Genomic DNA, 17,984 nt, shown 5'->3' on the forward strand with positions numbered 1-17,984 from the left:
ACACCAACCGTTTAAATGCAATTGTATAAAGACCAAACCTTACGCATCCATAACTCGCTTACCGGAAAAAAAGACGTGTTCCAGCCCATAAACGAAGGCCACGTAGGCATGTATGTTTGTGGTCCAACGGTATACAGCAATGTGCACTTGGGGAACTGTCGCACCTTCATGTCCTTCGACATGATTTTTCGGTATTTCAAACACTTGGGATACAAAGTCCGTTATGTTCGGAACATCACCGATGCCGGACATTTGGAAAACGATGCGGATGAGGGTGAGGACAAAATTGCAAAAAAGGCCAAATTGGAGCAGATTGAACCCATGGAGGTAGTGCAACGCTACACGGTGGATTTTCACAACACCTTGCAGTTGTTCAACCTGTTGCCACCAAGTATTGAGCCTACCGCTACGGGACATATCATAGAGCAGATAGAAATTATCAAGGATATTCTTGAAAAAGGCTATGCCTACGAAGCCAACGGTTCGGTCTATTTTGATGTGATCAAGTTCAACAAAGATCACGATTACGGAAAATTAAGCGGCAGAAAGTTGGAAGATATGATCACCAACACCCGCGAGCTAACGGCCCAGGACGAAAAAAGAAACCCACAGGATTTTGCGCTTTGGAAAAAAGCCGAGCCACAGCACATCATGCGCTGGCCGTCCCCTTGGGGCGATGGTTTTCCCGGTTGGCACTTGGAATGCACAGCCATGAGTACCAAATATCTGGGCGAAACCTTTGATATCCATGGCGGCGGGATGGACCTTAAGTTTCCGCATCATGAATGCGAAATAGCCCAGGCAGAGGCCAGCACTGGCAAATCGCCCGTCAACTATTGGATGCACGCCAATATGCTGACCTTGAACGGTAAAAAAATGTCCAAATCCACGGACAACAATATTTATCCTGCGGAAATCTTCAGCGGTGACAACAACATTTTAAGCAAGCCCTACACCCCTGCAGTGGTCCGCTTTTTTATGATGCAGGCCCATTATACCAGTATTTTAGATCTTAGTGATGAAGCCTTGCAAGCTTCGGAAAAGGGCTATAACCGCTTGATGGATGCCTTGGACAGTATCGATACTTTAAAAACAGGGGCGAAATCGGATTTTGATGTAACCGCATGGAAGCAGAAGTGCTATGATGCCATGAATGACGATTTTAATACCCCGATACTAATCGCTCATTTGTTCGAGGCCGTGAAGCACATCAACCTTATCAAAGAGGACAAGGAAACCCTTTCTGCCGAAGACAAGGAGGAATTGAAGAAAACATTGGAGGCCTTTGTTTACGACGTACTGGGCATAGAAAATCAATCCATGGCGAAAGATGACTCCAATACCTTGAACGGTGTCATGGAATTGTTGATTGATATCAGGAACGAAGCTCGTGCGAAAAAGGATTTTGCCACCTCCGATAAAATTCGAGATCAACTAGTCGCCTTGGGAATTCAGATTAAGGATGGCAAGGACGGGACGACCTTCAGCGTTAATTAGGCATTTTTCATAAATTTTGACTGGTACTCTCCGGGCGAAACATGGATTTTTCGTTTGAACAACCGGTTGAAATAGGAACGGTTCTCGAAACCGCATTCCAGATAGATCTCCTTTATTTTTTTATCCGGGTCCTTCAATAACTTGATGGCCATTTTAATGCGCTCACTATTGATGTAGTCAATAGGTGTAATTCCCAACTCCTCCTTAAAGGTTTTATGAAAATGAGATTCGCTCATGCAGGCTCTTTTGCTCAGATCACTTACGGATATCGGTTCGTGCAAATGATTGGCAATATACTCCACCACATAGGCCAAGCGATTGTTGGAGCTCAACTTGGATGCATTTTGGGTATAGTTTTCACGTCGGTTGCCCTGCAAAATGCGGATGATCAACTCTTGGAGCATGTTATCCACGAAAAAGTCCTTGGAAGGGTGGTTTTCGGTAAATAAGTACAAAAGCCGCTGAATGATTCCATAAATGCTGGTATCGTTGGTAAAGTGGTAGTTGTAATCCATCAAGGCCCATTCGGAGCCATCATGCTTTGGCATGGATTCATTCATTAAATTGATGACCTTATTGATTTTTTCATCAGAAATCGCCATGGCGAGACAACGGGTCGGATTCTCTTGGTTGGCTTCGGGGAAATCGATACACATTACTTCGTTTGAGGGCAAGATCAGGGATTCACCTGGCAAAAAATCAAAAGAATTCTTGTCGCGTAAGTGCATCACCTTTTTTCCGATCAACATGGAAGCCAACACGGGTTGGTCAAATTGCAGCAATACCTTTTCTGCCTGCAAATGCGTTTCAAAAACATGCATCGCAGCATTGTTCAGCGTGTAGGACGTTTGGTTTTCTACCAAATGCTCCAATTTTCTTTCCTTAAAAAATCGTTCGGGCAACTGCATACTCAGTGTTTACTCCTTAATATTTTAAAAAAAAACTTATTAAATATAAAAAATACAATGGTGTTTTTTGTTAAAAATACAAATTCAAAGAGGATTGGTCATGTCATTAATAGAATACGTCAGATATACGGCGCTCAAAATCAATACTTTTAGAATCAGTCACTTAAAAAGTGATGGTGCACATAACAATTAACTAAAACAACGTGTATTATGAGCAATGTACAAACTACGGAACGAAACGTTCTGGAAAAACCTAAGTTTAAGGACCAATATGAAAATTACATTGGTGGCAAATGGACCCCTCCTACCAAAGGAGAATATTTTGACAACGTATCCCCTGTAGACGGAAATGCGTTCACCAAGATAGCAAGATCTACCTCAGAAGATGTGGACAAGGCAATTGATGCCGCCTGGGCAGCAGCTCCAGAATGGAACAATTCCTCCGCCACTTACCGTAGCAATCTGTTATTGAAGATTGCCGATGTGATGGAAAACAATTTGGAAGTTTTGGCCCGGGCCGAAACTTGGGACAATGGTAAGGCCCTCCGCGAAACCCGTGCGGCCGACATGCCCTTGGCCATTGACCACTTTAGATATTTTGCAGGGGTTATCCGTGCCGAAGAAGGCTCCGTAAGCGAATTGGATGCCAACACGGTTTCGATGAATATATTGGAACCACTGGGGGTCGTGGGACAAATCATTCCTTGGAACTTCCCAATTTTAATGGCCGCTTGGAAAATAGCACCGGCCTTGGCAGCAGGCAACTGTGTTGTTCTAAAACCTGCCGAGCAAACACCTGTAGGAATTTTGATTTTAATGGAACTGATTGAGGACATTCTTCCAGCTGGGGTGCTCAATATCGTCAACGGATTTGGTTTGGAAGCAGGAAAGCCCTTGGCGTCCAGTCCAAGAATCAACAAAATTGCGTTTACCGGGGAGACTACTACCGGACAATTGATCATGCAATACGCATCCAAAAATATTATTCCCGTCACCTTGGAATTGGGAGGAAAATCCCCAAATGTATTCTTTGAGAGCATTATGGAGGCCGATGACGAATTCTTTGACAAGTGTTTGGAGGGTGCTGTGATGTTCGCATTGAACCAAGGCGAAGTGTGTACTTGTCCATCCCGGATATTAGTGCAGGAAAGCATTTTTGATGCCTTTATTGAACGTGTGGTGGAACGCACAAAGGCCATTAAGCTAGGACATCCTTTGGACCCAAATACCATGATGGGCGCACAGGCTTCAAATGACCAGTACGAAAAAATACTTAATTACATCCAAATTGGTAAGGAAGAAGGCTGCGAAGTCCTTGCCGGCGGCGAAGCTGCCTACAATGAAGGACTTGAAGGTGGATACTACATCCAACCCACCATACTGAAAGGAAACAACAAGATGCGGGTGTTCCAAGAAGAGATCTTTGGTCCCGTGGTCTGTGTTACCACCTTTAAAGACGAAGCTGAAGCCTTGGAAATTGCCAATGATACCCTTTATGGATTGGGTGCCGGGGTTTGGACCCGCGATATGCACCAGGCCTACAAAATTTCACGACAGATACAAGCTGGCAGGGTCTGGGTAAATTGTTACCATGCCTATCCTGCACATGCTCCGTTTGGTGGTTATAAGAAATCAGGTATCGGAAGGGAAACCCATAAAATGATGCTCAACCATTACAGACAGACCAAGAACATGTTGATTTCTTATGACAAGAACAAACTGGGCTTTTTCTAGGATGGAGCAGTTGATAAAACGTGTATTGGTTTCGGACAATGCCATAAAAATCATTGACCAACTCAGGGAACGCCATGGTGAGCTCATGTTCCACCAAAGTGGGGGCTGTTGTGACGGTTCTTCGCCCATGTGCTTCCCCAAAGGTGAATTAATGCTCAACGAGAACGATGTGAAATTGGGCACCATTCACGGTTGCGATTTTTTTATGAGCAAGGACCAGTTCGAATACTGGAAGCACACACAGCTTACGGTGGATGTAACCACTGGAAGAGGTGCCAGTTTTAGCTTGGAAATTCCATTGGGAATCCGTTTTGTCATCAAGTCTCGACTCTACACGGATGAAGAACGGGACCATCTGGAACCTGTGCAATCTGGAGAAGAAGTTTAAAGCAAGCCCCGATTTTATCGGGGCTTTTTGTTACCTTGTTCCTTCGTATCAGTCGAAGATGCCATGAAGAAAATTTTGATAGCACCGTTTGTTTTATTGGTGCGTTTTTACCAACTTTTTATCTCTCCCATGCTCCCCTCCACATGCCGCTATTCCCCTACGTGTTCCCAATATACCTTGGAGGCCTTAAAAAAGCACGGTTTGTTCAAGGGCGGATGGCTCTCCATCAAACGAATCGCCAGCTGTAATCCTTGGGGTGGAAGCGGCTACGATCCTGTACCTTAAAAAATTGAAGTTTAAATAACGTCGAGCAACCGCTCAAAGTAGTTATATTAGTCCCTAAAATTTATGCACATGTACTTTCTAGGATTTGACTGGAACCCCGAAGGAACCCTTTTTAAACTGGGTTTCATACAGATAAAATACTACAATCTGCTCTGGATAGCGGCCTTTGTCCTGGGCTGGTTCATCATGAAAAAAATATTCCTGAACGAAAAGAAGTCCATGGAAAAACTGGATTCCCTTTTCATCTACACCGTGGTTTCCATTATGCTGGGAGCTCGATTGGGACATGTATTTTTTTATGATTGGGAGTACTACCAAGACCATTTGGCGGAAATCCTTTTACCGATACGTGAAAGTGCCAACAGCTCGCTGTTTGGCCTTATAAATGGGTATGAGTTCACAGGTTTTACAGGTCTCGCCAGTCATGGGGCCACCATTGCTGCCATTATAGGAATTGGATTGTACTCCTTGAAATGGAAGGACATGAAAATGCTCTGGTTGTTGGACCGATTGGTAATCCCTTCGGCCATTGGCGCCGCCTTTGTGCGGTTCGGAAACTTTTTCAACTCCGAAATCAACGGAAGAAAGGTGGATGAATCCTATTTTTTGGCCACCCGATTTATCCGCGACTCCGACGATATGCCAGCCTATAAAGCCATGGCCCTGACGAAGGAAGAAACTCCAAATGCCGCTTACAAAGCCATTCAGCATAATCCTGAATACGCTAATATTTTGGAGGCCATCCCGTATCGACATCCCGCACAACTCTACGAAGCGTTTGGTTATATTTTGATTTTCTTGGGACTCTATCTGCTCTACTGGAAAACGGATTGGAAAAACAAGTCAGGATTCCTTTTCGGACTCTTTTTGGTGCTCTTATTTGTGGTCCGGTTCTTTGTGGAATTTTACAAAAAAAGCCAAGGCGGCTTCGAGGAATCGCTGGGATTGTTGTCCACTGGACAATGGTTGAGCCTTCCCATGATCATCATCGGTTTCTATTTTATGGCAAAACCCACTCCAGTAGAAATTTAAATTATGGCTTACCTTAAAAGCATCGGATTATTGGTATTTATATTTGCTGTTGCCTCGTGCAAAACCGAGTCAAAAAGTGCTATAAAAACCGAGACCATTTCTTTTACCAAAGAAGGGGAACTCAAGGTATTGTCCACCGAAACGGACTCCATCAAGGCCAATTTTGATATTGAGATTGCCGAAACGGAATATGAGACCCAAACCGGTCTCATGTACCGAAAATCGATGAAAACCGACCGGGGGATGTTATTTGTGCAACCCACTGAGGCCTTGCAGTACTTTTACATGAAGAACACAGAAATTCCTTTGGATATAATTTACATCAACTCAGGGATGAAAATTGTGAGCTTCCAGAAAAATGCGCAGCCGTTCAATGAGAACACTTTGCCATCCAATGTTCCTGCGAAATATGTGCTCGAAATCAATGCTGGCCTTTCCGACCAACTGGGGCTACAGGTCGGGGATAGCATCAGTTTTTCAAGATTATAGTCCAAACTGACGGATAATCGTAATTTTGGGAAAAGACCTTTACCCAAATGAAGCCGACCAAAAGCTACGCGATTCTCATACAAAACAATTCCAATACTGAGCCTTTGGTGCAACGGTTACTTCAAAACAAAGCCGTGAAAGGACTGACGGATCTGCAGGGCTTAAATGGGCTGCTATTTTCCCGTTCCGAAATCCATCGGTACATGAATGAGGAAGATCGGCACGATATCAAAATTTTGACCAAGAATGGCGATCAACCGCTCAAGACCATGAGCAGTGGGGAGCAAAAAAAGGCCCTGCTCAACTATTTGCTCCAACAAAACCCAGACTTTATGGTATTGGTGAATCCGTTCGATAATTTGGATGTTGCTACCCAAGACAAGCTTAAGGATCAATTATTGGAAATCTCCAAAACCAAAACGCTAGTACAGGTCGTCAGTCGATTGAATGATATTCTCCCATGTACAACCCACTTTTTCAAATTGAAAAGGGAGCAACTTCTGCCCTACCCATCCCCAGATGATTTTTGGAACGATACCCAATTGGCATCGGACCCCTTTCAGGGAAACATCCCATCACCGTTGAAGCGCATAGAGGTAGACCATCATGAATTGGTCGGTTTTAGAGGGGTATCCGTGAGCTTCGATGGTAAATCTGTGCTCGATCAGATTAACTGGACTATTAAGCGCGGTGAATTTTGGCAACTGATTGGACCTAACGGCAGTGGAAAATCTACCCTCCTCTCTATGATTACCGGTGACAGCCATAAAGGGTACGGACAAGATCTCACCATTTTTGGACAAAAAAAGGGAAGCGGTGAAAGTGTTTGGGACCTGAAGCAGAAAATTGGATACTACACGCCGGCCATTACCGATAAATTTCGCGGCTACCATAGCTTGGAGCACATGATCATCTCTGGGCTACACGATTCCATTGGGCTTTACGTGCAGCCTACGGACAGTGAAATCAAGCTTGCCCGCCAGTGGCTCCAACTTTTACAATTGGAAGAAAGAAAAAAAGAACATTTCAGGGACCTATCCGACGGGGATAAACGTTTGGTCATGATGGCACGTGCCATGGTGAAACATCCACCCTTATTGATTCTAGACGAGCCCACAGCCGGTCTGGACGATGCCAGTGCCTCACTCTTTGTAGCCTTGGTGAACAAAATCGCCAAAGAAAGCGAAACAGCCATTGTTTTTGTTTCCCATCGCAAAGAGCCCCAACTGGAACCAACGTTCATTTACGAACTATCCCTTGGTGAAAAGGGTTCAAAAGGGACTCAGGTTCAATCATAAGAATCTCATAAACAACAATTTAGCAAACTCACCCGATTTTTTGTTATCTTATAAGGAAATCAAACAGTAACCCTTCCCTTACATGCAAAAAATCAATGTAAAGCCAGGCGCCAAACTTGTAGACTACAAGGCGTACGGCTCGCTCTATTCCTCTGTTCTGGACTTTATGGAACAGGCCCAAGACCCTATTGAATCCCTTAAAGGCAGTACCATTTGGATGATCAACTCCACGGCCATTGGCGGTGGGGTGGCCGAAATGCTCCCGAGTCAAATGCGGATATTGCGCGAACTTGGCGTATCCATCGAATGGCTGGTCATCGAAGCCAAAAAAGAGGCCTTTTTTGATCTGACCAAGCGCATACACAATGCCATACACGGAAGTGGTACCGGTGCTTTTACTGGGGAAGACCGTAAGATATACGAAGAAGTCAACCGAAACAATCTCGCAAAGGCATTGGAACTCATCAAGGATGGTGACATTGTGGTGGTGCACGACCCACAACCCATGCCCCTTGCGGCCATTATCAAAAAAGAGAAACAGGTTTCCATTATTTGGCGATGTCATATTGGTTTGGAGGAAGATACCAAAGTGACCGATGCCGTATGGAAATTTTTGGAACCTTACACGGACGATTATGATCATTTTGTGTTCAGTCTCCCCTCTTACGTGCCCAAGCCTTTGAAAAACCGTACCTCCATTATCCCTCCGGCTATTGACCCCTTGAGCCATAAAAACCGGGAACTACAATTGCACAAGTGTATTGGTATTCTGTATCAATCCGGTGTACTGGACGATCACAAGGCGATTTTGTACCACCGCTACGAACATTTGGTTCGCAAGGTGATGCCCGATGGCTCTTTCGATGTGTTGGATGCAGGCCAGAACTTGGATTTGATCTACCGGCCGATTATCACGGAAATATCGCGCTGGGACCGCCTCAAAGGTTTCAAGGAGTTGATGGAGGCTTTCATCAAAATGAAACTGGACAACAGAGAACACGGCGATCCGGATAGTTTGGAATACAAGCGGATTGAAATGACCTTATTGGTGATGGGAGGACCCGACCCGGCCTTTGTATCGGATGATCCTGAAGGCAAAGAAGTGCTCCAGGAACTCACAGAAACCTACAAACAGGTGGACCCTAGCATGCAAAACGATATTGCCATTCTATTGCTGCCCTTGGACAATCCCAAACAAAATGCGCTCATTGTAAATGCGCTCCAACGAACTTCGAGCATTATTGCACAAAATTCCATTCAAGAAGGGTTTGGACTTACGGCCACAGAGGCCATGTGGAAAAGAAAACCTGTGTTGGTATCCAATGCTGCGGGACTGAAATATCAAGTGGTGCATAACAAGACCGGTCAAATTAACCCTGACCCTACGGACATTGATAGTTTGGCGAAAACCATGGCCTATATGCTCAATCATCCCAAGGAGCGGGACAAATGGGGCTTTAATGGACAATTAAGGGTCATACAGAATTTCACCCTGTTCAGTCAGTTATTGTCCTGGTTAGGAACATTGTCCGCCAACAGAATATAAAAACAAAGGCCCTTAAAAAAGGGCCTTTATTGTAAAGTGTAATATAAAAAACGAAAAACTATGCTCCTGTAGCAGCAGCAATTTTCTTCTTCAAAGAATCGAACATAATTGGTGTTGCGATAAATACAGAGGAATAGGTACCCACAATCACACCAACAATCATTGCAAACATAAATCCTCTTAGGCTTTCACCTCCAAAAATGAAGATGGCCAACAATACGATCAACGTAGTGAGGGAGGTATTCAATGTTCGGCTCAAGGTGCTGTTCAAAGCGGAGTTGATATTAACTCCGTCGTTAAATCCTTTCAAACCAGTGATTTCACGGATACGGTCAAAAACAACCACCGTATCGTTAAGCGAGTAACCGATTACCGTAAGTATGGCCGCAATAAAGGCTTGGTCAATTTCCATATTGAAAGGCATAATACTTCCTGTCAATGAGAAAATACCCAATACCACCATAACATCGTGGAAAACCGCAACAACGGCACCCAAGGAGAATTGCCATTTTCTGAATCGCAAAAGGATATAAAGGAACACCACTGCCAAGGAGGCAATAATGGCCAAAATAGCGCCTTTCTTGATATCGTCTGCAATGGTAGGACCTACCTTTCGATATTTCAACACCCCTAAATCCTCTGCTGTACCTCCTGGCTTAAAGTCGTCATAGGTGGTACCATCAGGGAAATACTTTTGAATTTGGGTGAACATTTCGTTCAGGATCTCGGTATCCACTTCTGGACCGTTTTCTTCAAATCTGTAATTGGTGGTGATGATAATCTGATTGGCGGCACCAAAGGTCTTTGCATTGGTTCCACTTCCAAAAACAGAGGTCAAATCACCGGCAATTTCGGATGGATTCACGGGATCTTCAAATCGAATTTGATAAGAACGTCCCCCTACAAAATCAACACCTTGTTGAAGTCCCTTGGTTGCTAAAGAGAACACACTCACAGCAACAAGGATTCCAGAAACAATGTATGATATTTTGCGCTTGGACAAGAAATCAATGCTCAAGTTCTTGAACAAGTTCTTGGTGATACCTGTGCAGAAATCCAATCGACGACCTTTTTTACTGGTATAGGCCTCGATCATCAATCGGGTCACAAAAATAGCGGTGAACAAGGACGTCACAATACCTATCATCAAGGTGGTAGCGAAACCTTTAATTGGTCCTGATCCAAAAATAAAGAGGATAATCGCTGTAAGTCCTGTAGTGATATTGGCATCCAAAATAGAAGATAGTGCATTTCCAAAACCATCGGCGATGGCTTGGGCCTTTCCTTTTCCTCTATCCAGTTCTTCCTTGACCCTTTCAAAAATAAGTACGTTGGCATCCACCGACATACCAATGGTCAATACGATACCTGCAATACCGGGCAAAGTCAATACCGCACCAAGGCTCGTCAATACACCAAAAATCAAAAGAATATTGAACAAAAGTGCAATGTCGGCAAAGACACCTGCTCTACCATAGTAGAAAATCATCCATACCAAAACGAATAGCATGGCAATCACGAAGGACATCAAACCACTGTCGATGGCTTCCTGACCCAAAGAAGGTCCTACCACGAAAGAATCAATAATTTCAGCAGAAGCCGGCAATTTACCTGCTCGCAATACGTTGGCGATATCCTTGGTTTCGTTTACCGTAAACGTACCTGTAATCTCTGAACGGCCACCGGAAATGGGTCCAGAGGAAACTCCAGGCGCTGTATATACTTTATTATCCAGAACAATGGCTATCCCTGTCTGGTTGTTGTAGGCATCACCAGTCAATTCTTCCCACTCCTTGGCACCACGAGTGTTCATCGTCATGCTTACAGCTGGCTTATTGAACTGGTCAAAGGTATCCTGTGCATCGGAAACCACATCTCCACTGATTCGTGGTGTGCCTTCCCTGTTGGATTTCAACGCATACAAATCCACGATTTCAGCATCTTGGGACGGTCTTTCCCAAAGGAATTTGGTGAACTGGATATCGTTTGGCAACAATCTTTTGATCTCGGGCATTCTCAAGTAGCTACCCAACTCGGCAGTATCGGAAACCATGGCACGTGCAATGGCATGACTGCCAGGGTTTGCCGGAAGCAATTTCCCCAATAGTGGATTGGCCTCTGCGGTCATATCCAATGAATCCTGAGCAACGTCCGAAAGTAGGGAATCGATCTCGGATTCAGGTTTTGCCACTTCTTCTTCGGAATTCGATGGCTCCAAAATCTCTTTTAAACGCTCATTGGCATTTACAAAGAAAGTACCCAAACTTTGGTTGCTCTGCGGATAGGTTTCCCAGAACTCCAATTGTGCCGTACTAGATAATAATTCTTGGGCACGGGCGATGTCCTTCGCTCCTGGAAGCTCAACCACGATTCTTCCCGAATTTCCTTCCCGCTGAATATTGGGCTGGGTAACCCCGAAACCGTCAATACGCTCACGGAGTACCTCAAATGCAGAAACAATGGATTCATCAATCTTTCTTCGGATGATGGGCTTTACCTCCTCATCTCCCATTTGGAAATTGATATCGTCACTAAGTCCTTTGTTGGCAAAAATATCGGGCGATGCCAATTTTGTATCTCCTTTGATATTGTCAAAAGCATCAAAAAACAATTCCAAATAGGTGGCATCACTACTGGTAGAAGCTTGGTCGGCATCGGCCAATGCTTTGTTGAAGACCGGATTTTTGGTATTGTTGGCAAGGCCTTTCAAGATATCCTTCACGGAAATCTGCAAGGTCACGTTAATACCTCCCTTAAGGTCCAATCCTTTGTTCAACTCTTTCGTTTTGGCTTCCCCATAGCTCGTATAGCCCAAAACAGTGTTGTCACTGATGGAGTCCAAATACGATGCCTCTAAAGCTTCACGCTTTGCAACATAGTCTTCCTCAGCCTCCGAAATTTGGCTAACTGCGTAAGCTTCAGCATCTCCCTCCAACTTGTTAGTGATGAAAGTATAAGACAACTGATAGATGCTCACCAAGCCAAAAAGGATAGCGAAAAGCCTTATAAGTCCTTTATTCTGCATTGATTGTTAATTTTATAGAAGTTTTCTTAAACAGCGTGCAAATATATCATTTCCGATAAGATTTGACAATAGAATTTGATGTAATTGCAATTCCTGTTGATGGTTATGCGCCAAAAAAGAAATTGCCATTCCCGACAAACCTTGGAATCTCCCAAAAACCGATGGGCAATTTCCTTAGGGGTTACGTCAGAAATGGCAATTCAGTAACTTATTTCGAAATAGGCTACACGTCTAGCAGTCCGTTGGTTTTTTTAACACCTTCGGCACTCTCTTGCATTTTGGCCTTTTCGGCATCAGATAGTTCGATTTCCACGATTTTTTCGATACCGTTCTTGCCCAAGATTACGGGAACTCCGATACAGATATCGTTCAAACCGTACTCGCCTTCCAACATGGTAGAGCATGGGAACATTTTCTTTTGGTCACATGCAATGGCCTGCACCAAACCAGAAACAGCAGCTCCAGGCGCGTACCAAGCACTGGTTCCGAGCAATTTGGTCAATGTGGCCCCTCCTACCTTGGTCTCTTCCACGACCCAGTTCATTTTTTCTTCGGATAGGAATTCGGAAACCTTTACGCTGTTACGGGTGGCATGCCCGATCAAAGGAACCATTCCGGTATCGCTGTGCCCACCGATTACCATACCGTCTACATCGGAAATAGGTGCTCCCAAGGCTTCGGCCAATCTGTATTTAAAGCGTGCACTGTCCAAGGCGCCTCCCATACCAATGATTCGGTTTTTTGGCAAGCCTGTGGCCTTGTGCACCAAATAAGTCATGGTGTCCATAGGGTTGCTTACCACAATAATGGTCACGTTTGGAGAATGCTCCAAAAGACTGGTGGATACCGTTTTTACAATTCCAGCATTGATTCCGATCAATTCCTCACGGGTCATGCCCGGTTTACGTGGTATTCCAGAGGTAATCACTGCGATATCGCTGTTCGCAGTTTTGCCATAATCGTTGGTGCTTCCTGTAATTTTGGTATCAAATCCGTTCAACGAGGCGGTTTGCATCAAATCCATGGCCTTTCCTTCGGCATAACCTTCTTTGATATCCAATAAAACAACTTCTGACGCAAAATTTTTCATCGCTATGTATTCAGCGCAGCTTGCTCCCACTGCACCAGCTCCAACTACGGTAACTTTCATGTGTATAGATTTAAATTTTAGTCCTCAAAAATAAGGCATTTGCATCAGAAAAAAGCTGACTTTTACCAGTTTTAGGGGCTTCTTTTGTACAAATGGCAGCTTGTTCCCATCAATTTGGATTGTCTACTCCAACATGACCTACATCATTGTCCAAAACCAAATGCAATTATTTTCCATTTTTCATACAATACATTGTCACAAACCAACGTTCTAATAGTCCCAAATTTAACGTAACCTACTTGACCTATGAAAAAGCTCTTTTCATTGTTGTCGATTGTTGGCATCATCGCCATCAGCAACTGTACTCGCGTACCCGAGAACCACGACCCTATCTTGGGCATCTGGTCAAAAACTGAATCTGCTACCCTTGAAGGCAAGGGAACCAACACTACTCGCGAAGAGTGGATTTTTAACGATGTTTATTTAGGTAGGTACCAGACCTACTCCAATTCCAAATTGACTTTTTACACCGATTTTAAATGGTCCGAAGAAAACGGGACCTACACCATTATATATGGCGATCCCCAAGTGAAAGACATCACTGTAAGCTTGGAAAAAGCCAAAAAACCAGAAATCTTAACCTTGGACAATGGCTCGGTCTTCGCCACCAGGGAGTAACGTGAAGGCTACATATATGAAAATAGGAGGCCCCGGGAGCGGGGCCTTCTTTATTTTTGGTCGGTCAGTTGGGTTGCTCGTTACCTAAATCCAAAGTTGACACCAAAGGTGAAGGTGCTGAATTCGGCAATATTGTATTCGGCATTCAGCCTAAAAAAGCCCAATTTTATCTTGGTACCCAGATTGGCGTTAACGCCACTTGCGTTTTGCGACACCGAAAAAGGGTCTGTTACGGTTTCGGTGAAGAAAGGTCCATTTGCCTCGTAGGTTCCCAATAAATCGATGTCCGATTTTCCCGTAATGTAACCCAATCCTCCATAAAAATTGATGACAGGAATATTTTTGGTGGAAACCACAGCGCTAAAGTTCCAAGTTCTAAAGGAAGCATCTAGGCGCTGGTCACTCCCCTGAATGGTAGAAGAGTCAGTAAAATCATATTCACCGTTCAAATTGGTATAGCCGATAACCGCAGAAATGGCCACAGGCAACACTTTGTCTGCCGGTAGCATCTTGGTGAAATCGTACTGCAAACCTGCACCGAACAATCCTATTTTGGCATCGTCCTCAAATTTGATCTGTGGCAGAAAGCGTGCTTTTACCTCTAACCCTTTGACCAAACCTACGCTGGCCTGAAGATATCCCGAAGGGATGAAATTGAGATTTTCACCTGCAAGTCCCGATGGAAGTTCAAATTCCTCCCGGAACAAACCACTTTCATCTTCTACGAACACATCGACTCCATCAATGTCGCCCAAAGCGGTAGACACTAGTCGAGGTTGGCCGGGGCTGCTCACAAAATCAAGGTTTTCATAATCCGCTGGATCTAAAAGGAATGCTTTTTTGTCGTCCTTATTTTTAAATCCGGTCAGGTTTCCAACTAGGGAAATTTCAAAACCTCCCAAGGGCTTTGCATCTGCAGTATTGTACCATCCGGTGGAAATACTGTAAAGGGTTCCTTCGGAAACGGGCGATAGATAGGCATTGGCAAATCGTTCAGCATCTGCCACGCCCGATACGAAAATATCGTTTAGATCCTGGGCCTTTGCCATGGTCATGGAAACCAGTGCTAAGCCTAATACTATTCTTTTCATATGATTGAAGTTTTGACCAAAACTAAAAAACTCGCCTTTGTGGGGCGAGTTTTTGTTGTGAAATCTAGGTTATTTATACGTCTATATTGGCATAGACGGCATTTTTCTCGATAAATTCACGTCTTGGCGGCACTTCATCTCCCATCAACATGGAGAAAATACGGTCGGATTCCGTTGCATTGTCAATCTGTACCTGACGTAATTTTCTAAAATCTGGATTCATGGTGGTATCCCAAAGCTGCTCGGCATTCATCTCACCAAGACCCTTGTATCGTTGGATGCTTGCCCCACCACCCATTTCTGCATTGATGGCGTCCCGCTCCTTATCGTTCCACGCATAGCGCTTTTTTGCTCCTTTTTTCACCAAATACAATGGCGGAGTCGCAATATAAACGTGCCCTCCTTCTATCAACTCCCTCATATAACGGAAGAAGAAGGTCAAAATAAGGGTTTCAATGTGGCTACCATCGACATCCGCATCACACATGATGACTACTTTATGGTAACGCAGCTTGTCCAAGTTCAGGGCCTTGCTATCTTCCTCTGTTCCGATGGTAACTCCCAACGCGGTATAGATATTTTTGATTTCCTCATTTTCAAACACCTTGTGCTGCATGGCTTTTTCCACATTCAGGATTTTACCTCGCAATGGAAGAATCGCTTGAAAATTCCGATCTCGACCTTGTTTGGCCGTTCCACCTGCGGAATCTCCCTCTACCAGGAATACTTCGCATTTGGTCGGGTCTTGCTCGGAGCAGTCGGATAGCTTTCCTGGCAAACCGCCTACGCTCATCGGGTTCTTTCGCTGAACCATTTCACGGGCCTTGGCAGCAGCATGTCTTGCCTGTGCGGCCAGTTTTACTTTTTCCACGATTTGTTTGGCGTCATCTGGATTCTCTTCCAAATAATCGGTCAACATCTCGGAAACAGCCTGACTCACGGCGCTGGTCACCTCTCGGTTACCCAATTTGGTCTTGGTCTGACCCTCGAACTGAGGCTCTGCCACTTTTACCGAAACAATAGCGGTAAGTCCTTCCCGGAAATCATCCCCGGAAATTTCAAACTTAAGCTTGTCCAACATCCCGGAGTTGTCCGCGTACTTTTTCAAAGTTGTGGTCAATCCCCTCCTAAAACCTGATAGGTGCGTACCCCCCTCGTGGGTATTGATGTTGTTCACATAGGAGTGCAAGTTTTCGGTGTAACCGGTATTGTAGACCATGGCCACTTCTACAGGGATGCCGTTCTTTTCGCCTTCCATGGATATCACACTTTGGATCAAAGGCTCACGAGTGCCGTCCAAAAACTTGATAAATTCCTTTAAACCTTCATCGGAATGGAATGTTTCGGAAATGAACTCTCCTTTTTCGTCCTTGCGCCTTTTATCGGTCAAGGTTATGGTCACCCCTTTGTTAAGGTATGATAGTTCCCTCATCCTGTTGGCAAGGGTTTCGTAACTATATTCTGTGGTTTGGGTAAATATGGTATTATCGGGAATAAAGGTGACAATGGTACCCGTTTCGGAGCTTTCGCCCACACTTTTTACCGGATAAAGGGTTTTTCCCCTTTCATATTCCTGTTCCCAAATTTTCCCATCGCGGTAAACGGTAGCTTTTAAATGGGAGGACAGGGCATTCACACAAGAAACACCCACACCGTGAAGTCCACCAGAGACTTTATAAGAATCCTTATCGAACTTACCCCCTGCACCAATTTTGGTCATGACCACCTCCAGGGCGGAAACACCTTCCTTTTTGTGCAGGTCTACGGGGATTCCCCTTCCGTTATCTTTTGTGGTTATGGAGTTGTCTTCGTTGATGATCACATCAATCCTATCACAGTGGCCCGCCATGGCCTCATCAATGGAGTTATCCACTACTTCGTACACCAAATGGTGCAATCCACGGACCCCTACATCTCCAATATACATGGAAGGTCTCATACGTACGTGCTCCATCCCCTCAAGGGCCTGGATACTATCCGCCGAGTACTGTTTCTTGTTCGCTTCTTCGCTCATATATTTATCGGTATTTGGCTCAAAATTTCAAATCTTACAAATATAGTGAATAGCCAGTAGAAATAGGCGATTGAAGCCTCTTGGACCATCTAAGTTATCAACAAAAACCTGTGGAAAACACAGTTCTTTTCCTCCTTAATTTCCATATTCAGTGATTTCTATAAAAACCACATCCTTTTTAAGTTTTGTTTAGGTGAAACAACGTACTTACTGCGTCGATTTGAACAGTGCTAAATATGCTTTTACAATTTTCAATAAAAAATCATCGAGCATTGAAAAAAGTTATACTTTCGGACCTTTAATCCTAAATTTTACATGATGAAAAAAACAATTTTTATGATTGCTGTGGCAATCGGGTTTACCTTTACAAGTAACGCACAAGATGGAACCCAGACCGACAAAGGCAGCTGGTTGATAGAAGCCAATACAGGTTTTGGCGGTGGGGATACCGGTGTTGCACACACGGCCAATACCGGTTTTGGACTTGTTAGCATTGACGACCTTACCATTTGGAGCATTGGGGCCGAAGGTGGATATTTTATTGCGGATAACTTAGCTGCCAAGGTTGGACTTGGGTACTCCGATTTTGATGGAACAAGCATTTTCTCATACAAATTGGGTGCTAAATATTACATCATCAATACCATCCCCGTTCAATTGGATGTTACCGGAGCCAGCCTGCAAGATGCAACCGAAAATCCCCTATGGTTGGGATTCCAAGGAGGTTACGCCATCTTTATTGGCGATATGGTTAGCATTGAGCCCGGTTTGCGCTATAACCTGAGCCTTAACGAGGATTTTACAGAAGAGGGCATGTTTGAATTCCGTATAGGTTTTGCACTTCACTTCTAGTTAGATCACAACATTTTTGATGCAACTAAAAAGCCCCTTGAATAAGGGGCTTTTCGG

General features: G+C 44.3%; 15 protein-coding genes. 10 read left to right on the plus strand and 5 right to left on the minus strand.

The window, feature by feature from the left end; all coding sequences use genetic code 11:
- Window positions 1-15: 15 nt before the first annotated feature.
- Window positions 16-1,497: a cysteine--tRNA ligase gene (gene cysS, locus ABNE31_RS16045; protein ID WP_349351854.1), complete on the plus strand. Its 1,482-nt coding sequence runs from the start codon at window positions 16-18 to the stop codon at window positions 1,495-1,497.
- On the opposite strand, the gene ABNE31_RS16050 is transcribed toward cysS, so the two are convergent.
- On the minus strand, window positions 1,494-2,405 hold the full coding sequence (locus ABNE31_RS16050; protein WP_349351855.1) for an AraC family transcriptional regulator: 912 nt from the start codon (window positions 2,403-2,405) through the stop codon (window positions 1,494-1,496). The two genes, cysS and ABNE31_RS16050, sit on opposite strands and share 4 nt — an antisense overlap.
- Before the next feature lie 210 nt (window positions 2,406-2,615).
- On the opposite strand from ABNE31_RS16050, the gene ABNE31_RS16055 reads away from it, so the two are divergent.
- The 7 genes from ABNE31_RS16055 to ABNE31_RS16085 all read left to right on the plus strand — a co-directional run bounded on the left by ABNE31_RS16055 (window position 2,616) and on the right by ABNE31_RS16085 (window position 9,177).
- Window positions 2,616-4,139, plus strand: a complete 1,524-nt coding sequence (locus tag ABNE31_RS16055) for an aldehyde dehydrogenase family protein (RefSeq protein ID WP_293283165.1) — start codon at window positions 2,616-2,618, stop codon at window positions 4,137-4,139.
- Window position 4,140: 1 nt separating this feature from the next.
- Window positions 4,141-4,527, plus strand: coding sequence for a DUF779 domain-containing protein (locus tag ABNE31_RS16060; protein ID WP_257023973.1), 387 nt, complete (start codon window positions 4,141-4,143; stop codon window positions 4,525-4,527).
- A 63-nt stretch (window positions 4,528-4,590) separates the two neighbouring features.
- Window positions 4,591-4,812: a membrane protein insertion efficiency factor YidD gene (gene yidD, locus ABNE31_RS16065; RefSeq protein ID WP_166248910.1), complete on the plus strand. Its 222-nt coding sequence runs from the start codon at window positions 4,591-4,593 to the stop codon at window positions 4,810-4,812.
- A gap of 69 nt (window positions 4,813-4,881) precedes the next feature.
- A complete protein-coding gene (gene lgt / locus ABNE31_RS16070; RefSeq protein WP_179384378.1) occupies window positions 4,882-5,844 on the plus strand; it encodes a prolipoprotein diacylglyceryl transferase in 963 nt (320 codons plus the stop codon).
- Between the two features lie 3 nt (window positions 5,845-5,847).
- Window positions 5,848-6,333: a DUF192 domain-containing protein gene (locus tag ABNE31_RS16075; protein ID WP_349351856.1), complete on the plus strand. Its 486-nt coding sequence runs from the start codon at window positions 5,848-5,850 to the stop codon at window positions 6,331-6,333.
- Between the two features lie 47 nt (window positions 6,334-6,380).
- On the plus strand, window positions 6,381-7,631 hold the full coding sequence (locus ABNE31_RS16080) for an ATP-binding cassette domain-containing protein (protein ID WP_349351857.1): 1,251 nt from the start codon (window positions 6,381-6,383) through the stop codon (window positions 7,629-7,631).
- An 82-nt stretch (window positions 7,632-7,713) separates the two neighbouring features.
- The gene (locus ABNE31_RS16085) at window positions 7,714-9,177 is read left to right on the plus strand and encodes a glycosyltransferase (RefSeq protein ID WP_349351858.1); all 1,464 of its coding nucleotides are present in this window, start codon (window positions 7,714-7,716) and stop codon (window positions 9,175-9,177) included.
- A 58-nt stretch (window positions 9,178-9,235) separates the two neighbouring features.
- Here ABNE31_RS16085 and secDF read toward each other — a convergent pair whose 3' ends face one another.
- Together secDF and mdh are read right to left on the minus strand one after the other, a co-directional pair.
- Window positions 9,236-12,202, minus strand: coding sequence for a protein translocase subunit SecDF (gene secDF, locus ABNE31_RS16090; RefSeq protein WP_349351859.1), 2,967 nt, complete (start codon window positions 12,200-12,202; stop codon window positions 9,236-9,238).
- 223 nt (window positions 12,203-12,425) lie between these two features.
- Window positions 12,426-13,352: a malate dehydrogenase gene (mdh, locus tag ABNE31_RS16095; protein ID WP_179384383.1), complete on the minus strand. Its 927-nt coding sequence runs from the start codon at window positions 13,350-13,352 to the stop codon at window positions 12,426-12,428.
- Between the two features lie 246 nt (window positions 13,353-13,598).
- Here mdh and ABNE31_RS16100 point away from each other — a divergent pair, with 246 nt between their 5' ends.
- A complete protein-coding gene (locus ABNE31_RS16100; protein WP_179384384.1) occupies window positions 13,599-13,970 on the plus strand; it encodes a hypothetical protein in 372 nt (123 codons plus the stop codon).
- A gap of 80 nt (window positions 13,971-14,050) precedes the next feature.
- On the opposite strand, the gene ABNE31_RS16105 is transcribed toward ABNE31_RS16100, so the two are convergent.
- Both ABNE31_RS16105 and gyrB read right to left on the minus strand, forming a co-directional pair.
- Window positions 14,051-15,061, minus strand: coding sequence for a DUF6588 family protein (locus ABNE31_RS16105; RefSeq protein ID WP_349351860.1), 1,011 nt, complete (start codon window positions 15,059-15,061; stop codon window positions 14,051-14,053).
- Between the two features lie 73 nt (window positions 15,062-15,134).
- Entirely contained in the window at window positions 15,135-17,075 is a 1,941-nt protein-coding gene (gyrB, locus tag ABNE31_RS16110) for a DNA topoisomerase (ATP-hydrolyzing) subunit B (protein ID WP_293283147.1), read from the minus strand.
- 336 nt (window positions 17,076-17,411) lie between these two features.
- Here gyrB and ABNE31_RS16115 point away from each other — a divergent pair, with 336 nt between their 5' ends.
- Window positions 17,412-17,927, plus strand: a complete 516-nt coding sequence (locus ABNE31_RS16115) for a hypothetical protein (protein ID WP_349351861.1) — start codon at window positions 17,412-17,414, stop codon at window positions 17,925-17,927.
- Window positions 17,928-17,984 lie beyond the last annotated feature (57 nt).

Source organism: Flagellimonas sp. MMG031 (genome assembly GCF_040112705.1).
GTDB lineage: Bacteria > Bacteroidota > Bacteroidia > Flavobacteriales > Flavobacteriaceae > Flagellimonas.